16 protein-coding genes are annotated in these 15098 nt (G+C 60.0%); 9 read left to right on the top strand and 7 right to left on the bottom strand.

Annotated elements, in window-relative coordinates; genetic code table 11:
- A partial coding sequence (locus WB528_RS09185; RefSeq protein WP_423888103.1) for a glucokinase occupies nt 1–219 on the bottom strand: 219 nt, incomplete at its 3' end.
- Nucleotides 216–1622: a GH1 family beta-glucosidase gene (locus WB528_RS09180; RefSeq protein WP_423888104.1), complete on the bottom strand. Its 1407-nt coding sequence runs from the start codon at nt 1620–1622 to the stop codon at nt 216–218. The genes WB528_RS09180 and WB528_RS09185, both read right to left, overlap by 4 nt.
- A gap of 61 nt (nt 1623–1683) precedes the next feature.
- Between WB528_RS09180 and WB528_RS09175 the strand changes: the two genes are divergently transcribed.
- Nucleotides 1684–2208: a hypothetical protein gene (locus tag WB528_RS09175; RefSeq protein WP_423888102.1), complete on the top strand. Its 525-nt coding sequence runs from the start codon at nt 1684–1686 to the stop codon at nt 2206–2208.
- A gap of 868 nt (nt 2209–3076) precedes the next feature.
- Nucleotides 3077–3328 (top strand): hypothetical protein, encoded by a 252-nt coding sequence (locus tag WB528_RS09170; RefSeq protein WP_423888101.1) that lies wholly within the window; start codon nt 3077–3079, stop codon nt 3326–3328.
- 180 nt (nt 3329–3508) lie between these two features.
- On the opposite strand, the gene WB528_RS09165 is transcribed toward WB528_RS09170, so the two are convergent.
- Nucleotides 3509–4444 carry a LysR family transcriptional regulator gene (locus WB528_RS09165; protein WP_423888100.1) on the bottom strand — a complete coding sequence of 312 codons (936 nt, stop codon included), beginning with the start codon at nt 4442–4444 and terminating at the stop codon, nt 3509–3511.
- 118 nt (nt 4445–4562) lie between these two features.
- Here WB528_RS09165 and WB528_RS09160 point away from each other — a divergent pair, with 118 nt between their 5' ends.
- From WB528_RS09160 to WB528_RS09150, 3 genes are all read left to right on the top strand, one after another.
- Nucleotides 4563–5081, top strand: a complete 519-nt coding sequence (locus WB528_RS09160; RefSeq protein ID WP_423888099.1) for a hypothetical protein — start codon at nt 4563–4565, stop codon at nt 5079–5081.
- Between the two features lie 126 nt (nt 5082–5207).
- Nucleotides 5208–5528, top strand: a complete 321-nt coding sequence (locus WB528_RS09155; RefSeq protein WP_423888098.1) for a hypothetical protein — start codon at nt 5208–5210, stop codon at nt 5526–5528.
- Nucleotides 5529–5615: 87 nt separating this feature from the next.
- Nucleotides 5616–6503, top strand: a complete 888-nt coding sequence (locus WB528_RS09150) for a 3-keto-5-aminohexanoate cleavage protein (protein WP_423888097.1) — start codon at nt 5616–5618, stop codon at nt 6501–6503.
- Nucleotides 6504–6551: 48 nt separating this feature from the next.
- Here WB528_RS09150 and WB528_RS09145 read toward each other — a convergent pair whose 3' ends face one another.
- The gene (locus WB528_RS09145; RefSeq protein ID WP_423888096.1) at nt 6552–7250 is read right to left on the bottom strand and encodes a TetR/AcrR family transcriptional regulator; all 699 of its coding nucleotides are present in this window, start codon (nt 7248–7250) and stop codon (nt 6552–6554) included.
- 182 nt (nt 7251–7432) lie between these two features.
- On the opposite strand from WB528_RS09145, the gene WB528_RS09140 reads away from it, so the two are divergent.
- Nucleotides 7433–8668, top strand: a complete 1236-nt coding sequence (locus tag WB528_RS09140) for an acyl-CoA dehydrogenase family protein (protein ID WP_423888095.1) — start codon at nt 7433–7435, stop codon at nt 8666–8668.
- 39 nt (nt 8669–8707) lie between these two features.
- Complete coding sequence (locus tag WB528_RS09135; protein WP_423888094.1) at nt 8708–9766, top strand: phosphotransferase family protein; 1059 nt, start codon at nt 8708–8710, stop codon at nt 9764–9766.
- Nucleotides 9767–9779: 13 nt separating this feature from the next.
- Here the strand turns inward: WB528_RS09135 and WB528_RS09130 are convergent, their stop codons facing one another.
- Nucleotides 9780–11246: an amidohydrolase family protein gene (locus tag WB528_RS09130; protein WP_423888093.1), complete on the bottom strand. Its 1467-nt coding sequence runs from the start codon at nt 11244–11246 to the stop codon at nt 9780–9782.
- Between the two features lie 373 nt (nt 11247–11619).
- Between WB528_RS09130 and WB528_RS09125 the strand changes: the two genes are divergently transcribed.
- Together WB528_RS09125 and WB528_RS09120 are read left to right on the top strand one after the other, a co-directional pair.
- The gene (locus WB528_RS09125; RefSeq protein WP_423888092.1) at nt 11620–12468 is read left to right on the top strand and encodes a hypothetical protein; all 849 of its coding nucleotides are present in this window, start codon (nt 11620–11622) and stop codon (nt 12466–12468) included.
- A gap of 228 nt (nt 12469–12696) precedes the next feature.
- The gene (locus WB528_RS09120) at nt 12697–12885 is read left to right on the top strand and encodes a hypothetical protein (protein WP_423888091.1); all 189 of its coding nucleotides are present in this window, start codon (nt 12697–12699) and stop codon (nt 12883–12885) included.
- Between the two features lie 47 nt (nt 12886–12932).
- Here WB528_RS09120 and WB528_RS09115 read toward each other — a convergent pair whose 3' ends face one another.
- On the bottom strand, nt 12933–14108 hold the full coding sequence (locus WB528_RS09115) for a cobalamin-independent methionine synthase II family protein (protein ID WP_423888090.1): 1176 nt from the start codon (nt 14106–14108) through the stop codon (nt 12933–12935).
- 43 nt (nt 14109–14151) lie between these two features.
- Entirely contained in the window at nt 14152–14940 is a 789-nt protein-coding gene (locus WB528_RS09110) for a hypothetical protein (protein ID WP_423888089.1), read from the bottom strand.
- Nucleotides 14941–15098: the final 158 nt, after the last annotated feature.

The following is a 15098-nucleotide window of genomic DNA, read 5'->3' as shown; positions in this document are numbered from 1 at the left end:
CGGTCCCGCCACGCCGAGGACGGCGGCATCAGGCTTGCAACGCGGAGCATGACGCTCCAGAAATGTCGCGATCGCGTCCGTTACACCTGCAAAATCGACGACCTTGAGATGATCGATCGCTCCGATTTCACCATTGTTCATCAACGCAAAGCGCGCGTTGGTGCCCCCGATGTCGCCGAGAAGAACGCAATCGCCCTTCGAGATGTGGCCGCTGCTCATCCTTGTGCCGCGATTGCATTCAGCGGATGTCCGCTACTAACGGGGGCCGAAGGTCGCCGGCTGGCAGCGATTTGATCGGAATACCATCGCGCGGATGCCTTGGGAATGCGCTTCTGGGTAAGATAGTCGACGTAAACGATGCCGAAACGCTGGGAATAACCCGATGCCCATTCGAAATTGTCGAGGAGTGACCAGACAAAATAGCCGCGCACATCCGCGCCGGCTGAAACTGCCTCGTTCATCGCGCCGATATAGGCCTGCAAATAGGCAATACGCCCGGTGTCCTTTACCAGGCCTGCTTCATCTACCTGATCGTCGGAAGCAGTTCCGTTCTCCAGCACATAGATCGGCAGGCGAAAACGGCGATCAATGTCCAAAAGGGTATCGCGAAATGCGCCGGGCACGATCGGCCACCCGATCGAGGTTCGTGGTACATCGCCCGGCGGCGCACCGAACGTAGCGCCGATCACGTTGGAGTCCGCCTTGATGTAATGCGGCGAATAGTGATTGAGGCCGAACCAGTCGACGGGACGCGCGATTTGTACCATGTCGTCCGGCTCTTGATAAGGCTCGATCGCTTCGGCGAGGGCAGGGGTATAATAACCAAAGTGCTGGGGATAGGGAAAGGCATCATTCCAGTATTCCGCAAAGCGAAGCGCGGCGTTGACGTCGTCCGCGCTCTCGCTGATCGCATAGCACGGTTGCCGGTTGTGGATTGCACCGAGCAATGCGCCTCGCACGGAGGAACGCAACACGTCAACGGCTGCGCCGTGGCTCAGGTTGACATGATGAATCGCTCGGTGTAGCGCGGCCTTGTCGGCAATGCCCGGCGCGTTCGAACCAAGACCATATCCGAGCAGCGTGAACACGCATGGTTCGTTGAACGTAGCAAATCGCGTGACGCGGTCGCCATAACGCCGTCCGATCAGCGCGGCGTAGTCGGCGAACCATCCGGCAACGTCTCGGTTTTCCCAGCCGCCCAGATCATCGAGCGCCTGCGGCAGGTCCCAATGATAGAGGCAGATCCACGGCTCGATGCCAGCTGAGAGAAGAGCGTCGATCAGCCTGTCGTAAAATGACAGACCAAGCTCATTGGCGCTGCCTCTACCCTTCGGCAGAACGCGTGGCCACGAGATGGAGAAACGATACGCGCCGACGCCGAGCTGGTGCATCAACGCCACATCCTCGGCAAAGCGATGATAGTGATCACAGGCGACCTCGCCTGTATCGCCATTCTTGACCCGACCCTGCTGCCGGCAATACGTATCCCAGATACTGTCGCCGCGACCATCGATTTGCGTCGCGCCTTCGATCTGAAAGGCGGACGTCGAAACGCCCCACAGGAAGCCGGGATTCGGCGCTTCCGCCGCTCGCGTATTGCCCTGCAAGCCCTTGCCGGCCATTTCCACCATCTGTGTGTCTTGGATCCGAAATACAATGTAGACCCGGGCGGCTCCCTCTTTGATGGAGATCAAGGGCCTACCAAAAGAACGATCTAGATTTCTTCAAGACTTTGCCGCCAGTTGGATGAGCAAGATGATGCACTGCCGCAATCCATTTCCGCTTTCTGATCGTCTCGACGCGAAGCTGCAATCAGTAGTCTCGTTTTGGGAGCGTCTGAAACGTGGCGAGAATGGCATGCCGTTTAGCGATGATCTCGGTGTACCGGCCCTGTTCAATCTGCCGGGAAATCCGTTTTTGCTGAGCGCTTCTGCGTCGCCCGAGCGTTATCGTTTTGAATTTCTAAGCGAAAGTCTGCGGCGTGAGGCTGCGCTGGGACGTTTTGTGGACGAGATTCCAGCGAACAGCAACTTCAGCTACTTGCGCGCTCAGAGCAGCGCCACGATCGAAGCAGCCGAACCGACCCTGTTTCACCTCACCGATCTTTCTGGTTATCGCTTTTCCAGAGCACTGCTGCCTCTATGGGGTAACGGACAGGTCAATATGCTCCTGGGCGCGTTCGATAACGTGCAGGTATCGTGCTCCTAGTCTGTGTGGGATAAAATGGTGTCTACGGCAAGACCAGCACCCGCTACGGCTGTCGAGGTGGCGCGCCGGCAGCGCGAGATTTCGGTCTCGGAATTTTTTCTCAAGAACCGCGCCATTTACTTGGCTTCGATACGCCCGCCAAGGCCCTAGTGACAGCCGTCAGAGAGGCTGTCGACAATGCCCTCGATGCCTGCGAGGAGGCAGGAGTCCTCCCCGAAATCAAGATGGGCCATTTCGACATCATTAACGTCGGTGGAATAGCGGGAAACAGCGTCAATATGACGAGCGCGATCCCATCGTGAAATGGCTGATTTCTAGCCGTTTTTAGAGGTTTTTCGACGCGCCGAGATGTTCCATGCGTCAGAGCATACCTCATCGCTATTGCTGCATTCCTTTGCCACATTCTGGCCACGTCCCATCCTTCTAAGGCAGTCGGTCCAGATGTGCCGCGGGTCCCATTGTTGAGGCCGCGGCGAAGTGATCATCACCCCGATCACGCGGCCTTCGATCGCATGGCGATCCTTATCCCCTAAACAACACGAAGGAAGACAGTATGCGTAGAGTGGTTGTCGCGAGTGCATTGTTATTCGCATTTGCAACGAGCGCGGAGGCGCGAACTCATCATCGGCATTATAGACACTATGCCGGCCACCATTATAGGCACTATGCCAGCCATCATTACCGGCATTCCGCGCAGGGGGACGCGTACTCGAACGATACTTTCGGATTTGGGGTCTCGAGCTACGAGCACTCAGGTTACGAGCACTCAAACTACAAGCACTCAGGTTATGCGCGTTCAAGTTACGAGCATTCAAGCTACCGACGCTCGCCTTCCGGGGGACGGCCTGCAGCCTGGTGCGGATGGTACATGCGTAGCCAGGTCGGCGCGGACCCCGGTCCCCAATACAACCTCGCGCGATCCTGGGCGCACTACGGCAGCAACGCCGGTGGTCCCTCCGTGGGCACGATTGTCGTCTGGCGCCATCACGTCGGGAAGATAGTCGGTCAGGAGAGCGGGCAATGGATCGTCGAGAGCGGAAACGACGGTCATGCGGTGCGAACCCGGCCGCGGTCGCTAGCCGGCGCCATCGCCTTCCGTAACGCTTACGCCTCGTTCTAGGCGGCGGACGCGGTATTCTGAGAGACAAGACCCCGCTTCATCGAATTGATGGAGCGGGGTTTTCTATGTGGTCGAGCTACATGCGCCGTCATTTGAATCCCGGTCACCGCGGCATCGAACAATATCCTTCGAGAGGTGCCGATCTGCTGATCGCGCGAGCGGAATCGACGATCTGGTTCGTCAGCGAGCCTTCGTCCTGCCTTTCGGCCGCGGACGATTTTTGATGTGATCGATGAAGGCTCGCAATTTCGGCAGCATGTGCCGCTGGCTCGGATAGTACAGGAAGACACCCGGTACCGTCGGTGCGAACTTCTGCAGCACTTGCACGAGTTTTCCTGATTTTACCGATGCGACGGTGATCGGCTCCGGCATCTGCGCAAGTCCAACTCCCTCAAGCGCGGCACCGAGCATCGTAGAAAAATCGTTGGCGATGAGAGGGCCCGCTACGGCGATCTCGAGCGGGCTGCCGTTGTCGTTGAGGGACCATAGCGCGAGTGCGCCGTTGGATCTCCGCAGCCTGAGGCAGGCATGTTGGCGCAGATCGTCCGGGCGGAGAGGGCGGCCCCGGCGGCAGATGTAGGCGGGACTTCCGACGACGATGAAACGAAAAGGCCGGCTCAGCCGGACCGCGATCATGTCATTCGCGATGAATTGGCCCATACGGACGCCGGCGTCGAACCCATCGGCGGCGAGGTCGACCGTGTCCCCGCTGGCCACAATCTCTACTTCGACCTCCGGATGGGACTCGCAAAAGGATGCAATCACGGGTTCCAGCAGGATCGGGACCACGGAGGGCGGCACCGAAAGGCGCAAAAGGCCCACCGGCCGCTGCCCAAGTTCGCGCGCGGTTTCGCTTGCGGCAACCAACTCCTCGAAGGCGGGTTTGGCGCGCGCCAGAAACCTCTCGCCGGCTTCAGTCAGGCCCACGCTGCGCGTGGTGCGTGTGAAAAGGGCCGCGCCGACTCGAGCTTCAAGCGTGCGAACCGCCTGACCGATCGCGGACGGCGTCACGCCCAATTCGGCGGCTGCCCGGCGAAAGTTCCGGTGCTTGGCGACGCTCAGAAAAGCTTCAACGCCGTCGAGCGCGCGCTGCCGCATTGTGAAGTTTTGCTTCATGGACTGTCTACATTATCGCGAATAGTTGCTCGGGAGAAGCCGCCTTACATTCCTTCTGCAAATCGGCGCTCTCAGTACGATCTCGAGCCCTCGGTCAAGCTGTGACAGGAGATAAAAAATGTCCGCAGAAACGATTTTTCGTATTCATCTGATTCTGGGATATGTCGCGTGGCTGCTTTGCTTCACCGCATACATTTGGCCGTGGTTGCGGTCGATGGAGCGTGTCGAAGCGCTACGCGCGATCGCGACTCTGCACAGCTTCCGCTTCTTTGGACTCGTTCTCCTGCTTCCCGGCGTCGTCGGTCCGAATTTGCCGGCCGATTTCGCCACCGTGGCGGCCTATGGCGACTTCGCGACCGCAATACTCGCCATCTTGGCACTTCTCACAGTCAGGATACGTCCGCTCTTTCTTGCGTCCGTCGTCGCCTTCAACCTGGTCGGGATCGCCGACCTTATCGACGCTTATTACCATGCCATCCGGGCCAATGTTCCGGCCCAGGCCGGAGAGCTGGGCGCGTTCTATGCCATCCCGATTATTTATGTACCGTTGCTGCTGATCACGCATGTGGCCGCGTTCTATCTGCTGATGCGTCTGCGATCGAATGTGGTGGTGGCTTCCGCATCGGTGCTTTCCTGAAAAGCCGACGGCCTATATTGGGCTGGATCGTTGAAATGGTACTGGCTTCTGAAAATGCGATATGGTTGAAACGGGCGCGGGCGCTCGCCCGCGAAGCGATCACCTCACATTTTCAGGAATCAAGGAATGGCCGAAGCGGATCTCGATGTTGTCATTCGCTCGATGGCAAAGCAGCAGCACAAGGCGCTGATGGCTGAGGCCAAGAAACGTTACGCCCGGCTGACGGGTTCGGCCGCCAAGGCCAAGACCAAAGAGAGCAAAGCGCGCCTCAAACAAACCGCCAGGGACATGATGCTGCTCGCCAACGCGGCAGCGCGTCGGTTGCAGATCACCGCCGAGAATACGGCCGATAGCTACGCGCGGGCGATGAGGAATGCCCTTGAGGAGATAAAGGCGGCTGAGGCGAAAATGGCAGCCAAGGGCAAGGCGGCCAAAAAGAAAGCATGAGGCCATGCCAGTGGCGTGGCTCGCGCCTGCAGCCTGCGTGCGCTATGCAATCATCCACCTCAATCAAGCCGATAAAGGCACCGCGCCATGGCGTATCAGCCCCATTCCAAAGTCGTCATCACCTGCGCGATCACGGGCAATATTACGCGGCCGGACCAGTCGCCCCATCTGCCGATTACGCCGCAGCAGATCGCCGATAGTGCGTTGGAAGCGGCCGAAGCGGGCGCTTCCATCGCCCACATTCATGTGCGCGATCCCGAAACCGGCCGTCCCTCGATGTCGATCGATCTTTACCGGGACGTGATGGAACGCATCCGGGCTAAAAATCCCAAGTTGATCATCAATCTGACGACGGGACCGGGCGGCCGGTTCGTTCCTTCCGAGGAAGATCCGAAGGTCGCCGGTCCAGGCACGACCTTGATGGCGCCGGAAAAGCGCGTCGAGCACGTCGAAATCCTCAAGCCCGAAATTTGCACCCTCGATCTCAACACCATGAACTCAGGCGGGCAAGTCGTGATCAACACGCCGCCCAACGTGCGCAAGATGGCGGCGCGGATGCGGGCGGCCGGCGCGTTACCGGAGTTGGAACTGTTCGACTCCGGCGACATCCATCTGGCGCGCGACCTGATCGCGGACGGGACCTTGAAAGGGCCGCCGCTGTGCACGCTCGTGCTCGGCGTCAAATACGGTTTCGACCCGTCGACGGAAACCATGCTCTATGCGCGCAACTTGTTGCCGGAAGGTGCGATCTGGGCCGGCTTCGGCATTGGCCGTTCCGAATTCCCGATGGTGGCTCAATCCTGGTTGCTCGGCGGCCATGTGCGCGTCGGGATGGAGGACAACCTCTATCTGTCCAAGGGCGTGCTGGCCAAAAGCAACGCCGAACTCGTGGCGCATGCGGCCGAAATTCTCAAAAACCTGGGCGCTGCGATCGCCACACCGAGCGAGGCGCGGGTAATGCTCGGCTTTGCGTAGAAAGATTCGGTGCTTGCCGGCAGCAAGCTGCCGGCGCGAGCCATAAGTTCAGCCTTTTAATCTCACCGCCGCGCGCTTCAACCCGGCAGCCTCGGGATTGCGTGCCGGTGTCCGGCTTGCGATCGGGCGCGCCGTCAGCGTCATGGCCGCAGCCTCGACGATGCGGTCAATCACGGCCTCGACGTCGTTGACGTCGCATTGGCCTTCGGAAAGCTTCGTCAGACGCTCGGCGTCGCGGGTGGTCTGGTGCGCCATGGCGAGCGCGAAATGCAGACCCCAGTAAAGATCGGCTTCATCACAGTCGGGCAGTGAGCGCTGAATGGCCCCGGCGAATTTTCGCAGGTGATCGACTTCTCGGTTCTTGATGCGGCGGATCGGCGGCACTGATTCGATCGAGGCGCGGATCATGAAGCGCGCCGCCGTCGATCGCTCGTCCTCCGGTCCCAGGCAGCCACGCAAGGTCGGGCCAATCAGTGCGCGCAAGATCGCTTTGACCTCCGCACGGCCACCACCGGCCATTTCCGCCGCCTTCAATTCGGCGAGCCTTTCGCGGTTGGTGGCAATGCCGCGGGTCGCGAACAGTTCGGCGATCAACTCGTCCTTGGAGCCGAAATGGTAGTTCACCGCCGCAAGATTGACGCCGGCCGTAGCCACAATGTCGCGCAGCGTGACGTCGGCGAAGCCGCGTTCGGCATAAAGCCGTTCGGCAGCGTCGAGGATCAATGCACGGGTCCGGTCTGACGGCATTTCATGGTCCGAAGGAGGTGTTGCAATTCAAACAGTTGTATGAAACTATGGTTTGAAGGCTGAAATGTCAATGCGTATGACACTCTGCCGCTCCAGCGCGACGAATGGTGTTGCGGCGAGCCGGCAGCGGGGAGACAGTGCAGCCAATCAATTCGCAAAAACCCTTAAGCGAGGAGCGTCCCATGGATTTCACGATGTCCGACCGGCAGAAGGAATGGCTCAACCGGGTGCAGTCATTCATCAAGAACCACGTCCGCCCGGCCGTGCCGACCTACCGGAAGCAGGACGAGGAAGGCGCGCGCTGGAAAGTGATTCCGGTCGTGGAGGAATTGAAGAAGAAGGCGAAGGCCGAAGGGCTTTGGAACATGTTCATGCCGCCGTCTTCGCACGAGGACGAGGAATTCCACGGCGCGGGATTGAGCAATCTGGAATATGCGCCGCTGGCGGAGGAAATGGGCCATATCGGCTGGGCATCCGAAGTCTTCAATTGTTCGGCGCCCGACACCGGCAACATGGAAGTCTTCATCCGTTACGGCACCAAGGAGCAGAAGCGGAAGTGGCTGCGTCCGCTGATGGATGGCGAAATCCGCTCCGCCTTCCTGATGACGGAGCCGGCCGTGGCTTCCTCGGACGCAACCAATATCGAGACCCGCATCGAGCGCGACGGCGATCATTACGTCATCAACGGCCGCAAGTGGTGGTCATCGGGCGTCGGCGATCCGCGCTGCAAGATCGCGATCCTGATGGGTAAGACCGATCCGAAGGCGCCGCGCCACCAGCAGCAGTCGCAAATTCTGGTTCCGCTCGACACGCCCGGCATCACCGTCGAGAAATTACTGCCGGTGTTCGGCTTCGACGACGCGCCGCACGGCCACGCCCAGGTGCTGCTTGAGAATGTACGCGTTCCAGCCAGCAATATCCTGCTCGGCGAGGGCAGGGGATTTGAGATCGCCCAAGGCCGCCTCGGTCCCGGCCGTATTCACCACTGCATGCGCACCATCGGCAAGGCCGAGGAAGCGCTGGAGAAGATGGTGAAGCGGCTGTCGTCGCGCACCGCCTTCGGCAAGAAGATCATCGAGTTCTCGATCTGGGAACAGCGGATCGCGGAAGCCCGCACCGATATCGAGATGAACCGTCTGTTGTGCCTGAAGGCCGCCGATATGATGGACAAGGTCGGCAACAAGACCGCCCAGCTCGAAATCGCCATGATCAAGGTGGCGGCGCCCAATATGGCGCTGAAGATCATCGATCAGGCCATTCAGGCCTATGGCGCGGCCGGTGTTTCCGACGACGCGGGCCTGGCGCGGGATTATGCGTCGATGCGCACCATGCGGCTGGCTGACGGTCCGGACGAGGTGCATAATCGCGCCATTGCAAGGCTTGAACTTCGGAAGTATGCCAACGCTCCGAACTCTTAACGAGCGTCCCTCGGGGCGCGCCCCCGGGGGAAACGCACCGTGGCCGAAGGTGTCAGGAACGACGAGGAATTTTCCGGTACCAAGCCGGTCGAGGAGCGGCACCGGATCGACGAGATCAGCCTTGATGCCTGGATGCAGCAGCATGTCGAGGGCTATCGCGGGCCCTTGACTGTCTTGCAATTCAAAGGCGGCCAGTCGAACCCGACCTACCGGCTCGATACCCCCACGCGTTCCTATGTGATGCGTCGCAAGCCGTTCGGGAAACTGTTGCCGTCGGCGCATGCGGTCGATCGCGAATACCGTGTCATCTCGGCGCTAGGCAAGCAGGGTTTTCCGGTCGCCAAAGCTTATGCGCTCTGCACGGATGACACCGTGATCGGTGCTGCCTTCTACATCATGTCGATGGAAGAGGGGCGCGTATTCTGGGATCCGACGCTGCCGAGCCAGACGCCTGCGGCGCGGCATGAGATCTTCAAGGACAAGATCGAGACGCTCGCGAAACTCCATACCTACGATCCGCAGGCGATCGGCCTTGGCGAGTTCGGCAAGCCGGGTAATTATTTCGCGCGTCAGGTCGATCGCTGGACCAAGCAATACCGCGCGTCCGAGACCAAACACATCGAAGAGGTCGAAAAGCTGATCGAATGGCTGCCGCGCACCGTGCCGAACCAGGAACGGGTTTCGATCGTGCACGGCGACTATCGCCTCGACAACATGATCTTTCACCCGAGCGAGCCGCGGGTGATTGCGGTGCTGGATTGGGAGCTCTCCACGCTCGGCGATCCCATGGCGGATTTCACCTATCTCCTGATGCAATGGACCATGCCGGGTCTCGCCAATGCCGACCTCAAGGCTCTCAATATTCCGACGCTAGATGAAGCCGCGAAGATCTATTGCGATGTCACCGGAAGCGCCGTGCCCGATCTGAACTGGTATTTTTCCTACAACCTGTTTCGGCTCGCCTGCATTACGCAAGGCATCGCGGGGCGCATTCGCGACGGCACTGCGGCAAGTGCCAAGGCCATGGAATCGGCGGCGCGCACGGTGCCGCTCTCCAAGGCGTCCTGGGATTACGCGCAGAAAGCGGGCGCGGTCTAAGCGCTCGCGCCGGTCACCGCCATTTGGTGCGCTCGCGAATGCCTGCGAGCGCGGTCCGCGCTCCAGCGATGACTTCGGTGGTATCGAGGGCGGTGAGCTTGCCGCCGCGCTTGAGGATGCGGCCGTCGATCACCACGGTGTCGACGTTTTCCGGCGTCGTGGCTTCCAGCACGAGATGCGCCGGATCAGTGACGACGGCCATGTTGAGCGCATTGGGACTTATCATGATCAGGTCGGCTCGCTTGCCGGGCTTGAGCGAACCGACCTTGTCTTCGATTCCCATCGCGCGCGCGCCCTCGATGGTGCCGAGTTCGAGCGCTCTCTGCGCCGTCATCTTGAATTCGCTTTCGGCTCGCGCATTTTCGCAATCGCGCGTCAGCTTCAAGACGCCGAACATGTTGGAACTTCCGGTGAGGGCCGAAGTGTCAATCGAGATTCCGATCGGAATGCGCGTCGCCAATATTTCCGATATCATCGGAAAGCCGTAGCCGATGCGGAGTTCAGAGCCGGGCGAGGTCGAAATCGAGGCACCCGATTCCTCGATCATGTGGAGTTCTTCCGGCGTCACCGCCAGCGCATGGATGAGCTGAACGTCCTTGCCCATGAGCTTTGACTTGTGGAGGAGTTCGACCTGGCCCACCGCGCGATGCGCCGCCGAGGCCACGTGTACCGTGATCGGCAGGCCGAGCTTGCGGGCGTTGTCGAACTCGGGCTGATAAACCTCCGGCTTGATCGGGCCGGCACGAAATTGCCCGCGCCAGGCCATGCCGAGCGTCAACAGCCCTTCGTTGGAATAGCTGCTCCAGTTTTTGGCGAGAGTCTCAATCGGCGTCTGATCGGCTGATTGCGTATCGGGCAGACCTTGCGGCCAGCCGCAGGAGTGGCGGGCACGGATGCCGGCGGCAGCGAGCGCGCGGATATCGGCCTCCGCATGCGCCGTGCTTCGCACATTGTGACACCAGGAGTGGACGGAGGTCATTCCCGAGTTGATGGCCTCGGCTGCCGACAACCGCGTGCTCTGGAAAATGTCATCCGGGGTCATTTGCTGGCCGAAGCGGGCAACGGTCGGAAAGTAGCCGTCCTCCGGCCGGTCGCCGGCAAAGCTGCGGAAAATCGTGTTCCACATGTGCCAATGGGTCTCGACGAGGCCGGGCATCACGATCATGCCGGTGCCGTCGATCGTCTCGCCGCCACTTACACCGTGGCCGACGGCGACAATCTCGCCGTCTCTCACATGCACCGAGCCGCCGACGAAGTCGCCGAAGTCGCGTTCCATCGTCATCACATACGCGTTGGCGATGGTGAATTCGCCGCGCCCAGGCAGCTTCGGCGTGCCCGTATCGCTCCGCGGCGTCTGCGCCGTCACGGAAGATGAAAACAGCCCCGCTGTGCCGAGCGCGGCCGCGCCGCGAATGAAATCACGCCTGCAAGTTTCACACATAGCCCCTCCCGAAAGGGTCGGCGCCAGACCGACCGCCATTTGCGGACTTCATTTTATGACTGGGTGTCCGCCTAGTGGAGTGGATTTGACATTTGCTCCCGTCGAGCCGCAAGCATGAAAGCGCATGTCAAATCCCAAACTCCGCTAGAAATTTAAGTTTGCCAGTGGTCCTTCGATTCCAACATTCGCAAATGTGGCTGCCGCGAAGGGATGCGAATGTCGGAATACTGGTGACTTCTTACACCAATTGCCGGTCGTGGCGACCGGTCTTCGCGGCACTGAGCCGGCATTGGTGCCCTGCGGCCGCGGCACGGGAGGAGGGCGGGCTGTCACAAATCTCCTGTCGTGAGTCGCCATATTTTATGACAGAATTAATAAGAATGGATGTCGGTTCGGTTACACGGAGCTGTCGATGCGGTCGGAATTTCAAGCGCGGTCAAATTCTCTCGCCTGGACCAATCCGGTGTCCTGGTGGTGGGCCATGCTGACGCTGGTCAGCGGCGTCAATATCGTCGCGTGGGTTATGATGTATCGACAACTTCACGACGCCGGCACCTCGGGCCGTGCGCCGGGCATGGACATCATGCTCCTGCTCAGTGCGGCCTATGTATTCGGCTGCGCGTTCCGCTCGTTGTTGCCGCGCGCCGACGTGCAGCGGATTTGCTTGTTCGATACCTGGCTGTCGAGCGTCGCTGTCGGCCGTTCGGTGGCGACCGTTGCGGAGGTTTGTTTCGCCGCGCAGTGGACGATGATCCTGCTGCAGTTGGGGACGATGTCGGGTGCGGACACCGCGGTGACCGCCGCCTGGGTGATCGTGCCGCTGATCGTGATGGCCGAATGCTTCTCCTGGTACGCAGTCGTCACCGCCAATTATTTCTACAATGCCATCGAGAATTCGATCTGGGCGGTAGCCTTTTTCATTGCAGGCATCGGACTTTGCCGGTTGTTGCCGGAGTTCGATGGCGCGGTTCGCGTGGCGCTAGCGCTCGCGGCGGTCGGAATTGCGGTTTACCTGGCCTTCCTGATGACGGTCGACGTGCCGATGTATCTGAAGCGCTGGCGGGCAGACGTCGCTGGCGGCAACCGGGGCTTGCAGCCGCTGGAAGGACTTCGCGACGTGAGCACGCGTTGGGTCGTCACGCACGATCTTTCCGAGTGGAAAGGGGAAATTGTCTGGATGTCGCTTTATTTCAGCGCGGCGGTCTGGGCGAGCCTTGCTTTGTGCGTGTTCTACGCGGTTGAAGGGCACATCGCCGGATAAAAGACCGGCTTTATTCATCATTTGTAAAACAATCGGTCCACGGCGCGGCGCAAATGCGGTGCAATCCGGGCCGCTGGCGTTTCGTCGCCCGCGTTATAGCGGCGCCGGCACTGTGCGTCGCAACAGATTCCCATTTTCGTCTCAAATCCGCCCTCGACTCGCATCACCTTCGCTGCAGGTGGAGAACTGGGGGAACACGTTCGGCTAAAAGTTATTGGGGAGTTGGCCATGGTACCCGCACAACCGTTACACAATGCACTAAAAGAGCTTGATGGACCTTCATTTGAACCTGACGATTTTACCGACGACGACTATTCCGGCGATGACATCGTATCGCTGCTTGAAGAAAATGCGCGGCTGAGAAAGCTTGTCGTGAGACTGTCGGAGATCGTGCTCCGAAATGTCGCGGACAGTTAGCGCGCCGAAAATCGACGGATAGACCAGAGATTTGCCGGCGCGGCTGTTCAGAACAGTCGCGCCGATGCAATTCGGGCGCCCTCGCTGAGCGCGGCCAGTTTGGCCCACACGACATCTTCGGCGACACGGCCCGCGCCGGCAGAGGTATCAAACCCGCAATCCGTTCCGGCCATGACACGGGTTGGATCGCCAAGCGTTCGGGCAACGCGTTCGAGCCGTTCGGCCACCACTTCGGGATGTTCGACAAAGTTCGTCGTCGAATCGATGACACCGGCGACCACGATCTGGTCGTCGGCAATCGCCCGTCCTTCGAGGCAGCGTACTTCGTGGGCGTGGCGGGGATTGGCAAACGGCAGCACCAGCGCGCCGACATTCATGCGGGCGATCAGCGGTAAGATGGCTTCGAGCGCGACGTCGCGATCGTGTGGCCCCTCGTAGTTTCCCCAGCATACATGCATGCGCACCTTCTCGCGCGGAATGTTGCGCAGTGCCTCGTTGATCGTTGCCACCACGCGCTCGACGAAGCCGAGAAAATCCTTGAGCGGCCGGTCCTGAAACGAGATGTGGTGTTCGAGCGCAAGATCGGGACAGTCGAGCTGAAGCAGAAAACCTTGCGCGGCGATCGCCTCATATTCCACCTGAAGCGCGCGGCCGACCGCGGCAAGATACGCGTCTTCAGTGTCGTAGTGTTCGTTGCGGATCGCCGTCACCACGATGCCGGGGGAGGGCGCGGTCAAGAACGCTTCGACAAAGCTGCTTTTGCCGGCGTGTCTGCGCCCCTCCAGTACCTCGCGGAAATCGGTGCATTCGCGCGTCGCCTCGGCGGCGCCGACGTAACTGATGTCGCCGATCACTTTCGGCGGCGCGAAGTTGCTGACCATGTCCTTGCTTGCGTTCTGAAGTTCCATCGATCGCTTGAAGGCCGGATAGTTTTCGACGTCAGCGCGCGGCCAGCGCTTCCACGATCCGCCAAAACCGGTCATCCGGTGACGGACATGGAGGAAAAAACCTTCGCGCTGTTGCTCGCCGTTATTGCCGATGTCGATTCCGGCTTCGATCTGCTTTGGAACGATCTCCTGCAACGCCGCATGGCCGGCCCGATCGACTTCTGCGGAATCGACCGCCTCTCCGCGCGAGCGCATCGCATAAAGCTTTGTCAGCGCGGGCGGACGGGGCAGGCTGCCGGTGTGGGTGGTGAGAATGCGGTCGCGACTTCTTTGCATGGTATTCCTGACTCGGTTGGCATTTGGCGGCTACCGTCACCGGCTATTTCGCGCCAGTCAATTGCATCCATTCTTCCGGAAGCGGCTGATTTTGCTTCTTCATGTCTGCTTCCAGGCCGGTGACGCGCCTGGCGGCTGCCGTCATCACCTCGGACGCCGCGTTGTAGCGCTCGACGGTCCGTTGAAGCGGAAAGATGAATTGTCCGCTGACCACCTTGAAGGAACCAAATTCGCTCGACAGCATCGCCAGGTATTTCTCGTAGGCGCGATAATAATCGGCGCGTGCCGCCAATATGGCTGAAACGGCCTTGAGGGCCTTTGCCTGCCGCTGTGCGAGGCCATCCAAAGCCGGGCCGGCGATATCCTTCGGCACATGAAGCGAACGCGCCGCGCTTTCGACCTGGTCGTGCTCGGCCTTGAAGATCGCGGCATAGCGCGGAAGGAAGGTCGCCGCGTTTGCTTCCGCCGTTCTTAGATCGCCGCGGAAGGCGTCGAGACTGTTGCGGCTGGTTGAACTGAAGTCGATCTCCTTTGAAAGTCCCGCCGGCTCAATCTGCGCCGACAGCCTGTCGATCGCGCTTCGCGCGTCGTCGGCTGCCTTGGTCGCCTTCGCCATCAACCGCAGGATACTGTTCGAAGGATGCCGCCTGAGGGCGTCGGCCAACTGGCCTGGGTTGGTGATCCCCTGCAATATCTCATGGTCTTCCTGGGTCGAAATGCGTTCCTGAAACTTGCTCAGATCGGTCGCGAAATAACTGGCCACTCCAAGCAGCACAAACAGGAACAGGAAAGCAATTCGCACCCGCGCGGAGGAAAATGGATTTGAAGACATTGGATCAGGCCTAAGCCTCCGGTCACAGCCGGAACTCTTGTATTCGAATTTATTACCATTCGCTCGATGCGCTCAATAAGAACTGAGAACGCGGTGCGATTACACACCTCTGAAGTAAGGCTGGAAAGCGCAACGTACAGGATGCTCCGCTTGGCGTC

The organism is Bradyrhizobium sp., assembly GCF_049586575.1.
GTDB lineage: Bacteria > Pseudomonadota > Alphaproteobacteria > Rhizobiales > Xanthobacteraceae > Bradyrhizobium.
Note: the sequence above shows the minus strand (reverse complement) of the source record. Positions and strands in the feature narration are given on the sequence as shown.

What these genes read in the sequence shown, in the direction of transcription:
- WB528_RS09180 (WP_423888104.1), bottom strand. Translation starts at nt 1,622, where the DNA reads ATGGCCGGCAAGGGCTTGCAGGGCAATACGCGAGCGGCGGAAGCGCCG.
- WB528_RS09175 (WP_423888102.1), top strand. Translation starts at nt 1,684, where the DNA reads ATGGAGATCAAGGGCCTACCAAAAGAACGATCTAGATTTCTTCAAGAC.
- WB528_RS09170 (WP_423888101.1), top strand. Translation starts at nt 3,077, where the DNA reads ATGCGTAGCCAGGTCGGCGCGGACCCCGGTCCCCAATACAACCTCGCG.
- WB528_RS09165 (WP_423888100.1), bottom strand. Translation starts at nt 4,444, where the DNA reads ATGAAGCAAAACTTCACAATGCGGCAGCGCGCGCTCGACGGCGTTGAA.
- WB528_RS09160 (WP_423888099.1), top strand. Translation starts at nt 4,563, where the DNA reads ATGTCCGCAGAAACGATTTTTCGTATTCATCTGATTCTGGGATATGTC.
- WB528_RS09155 (WP_423888098.1), top strand. Translation starts at nt 5,208, where the DNA reads ATGGCCGAAGCGGATCTCGATGTTGTCATTCGCTCGATGGCAAAGCAG.
- WB528_RS09150 (WP_423888097.1), top strand. Translation starts at nt 5,616, where the DNA reads ATGGCGTATCAGCCCCATTCCAAAGTCGTCATCACCTGCGCGATCACG.
- WB528_RS09145 (WP_423888096.1), bottom strand. Translation starts at nt 7,250, where the DNA reads ATGCCGTCAGACCGGACCCGTGCATTGATCCTCGACGCTGCCGAACGG.
- WB528_RS09140 (WP_423888095.1), top strand. Translation starts at nt 7,433, where the DNA reads ATGGATTTCACGATGTCCGACCGGCAGAAGGAATGGCTCAACCGGGTG.
- WB528_RS09130 (WP_423888093.1), bottom strand. Translation starts at nt 11,246, where the DNA reads ATGGCGGTCGGTCTGGCGCCGACCCTTTCGGGAGGGGCTATGTGTGAA.
- WB528_RS09125 (WP_423888092.1), top strand. Translation starts at nt 11,620, where the DNA reads ATGCGGTCGGAATTTCAAGCGCGGTCAAATTCTCTCGCCTGGACCAAT.
- WB528_RS09120 (WP_423888091.1), top strand. Translation starts at nt 12,697, where the DNA reads ATGGTACCCGCACAACCGTTACACAATGCACTAAAAGAGCTTGATGGA.
- WB528_RS09115 (WP_423888090.1), bottom strand. Translation starts at nt 14,108, where the DNA reads ATGCAAAGAAGTCGCGACCGCATTCTCACCACCCACACCGGCAGCCTG.
- WB528_RS09110 (WP_423888089.1), bottom strand. Translation starts at nt 14,940, where the DNA reads ATGTCTTCAAATCCATTTTCCTCCGCGCGGGTGCGAATTGCTTTCCTG.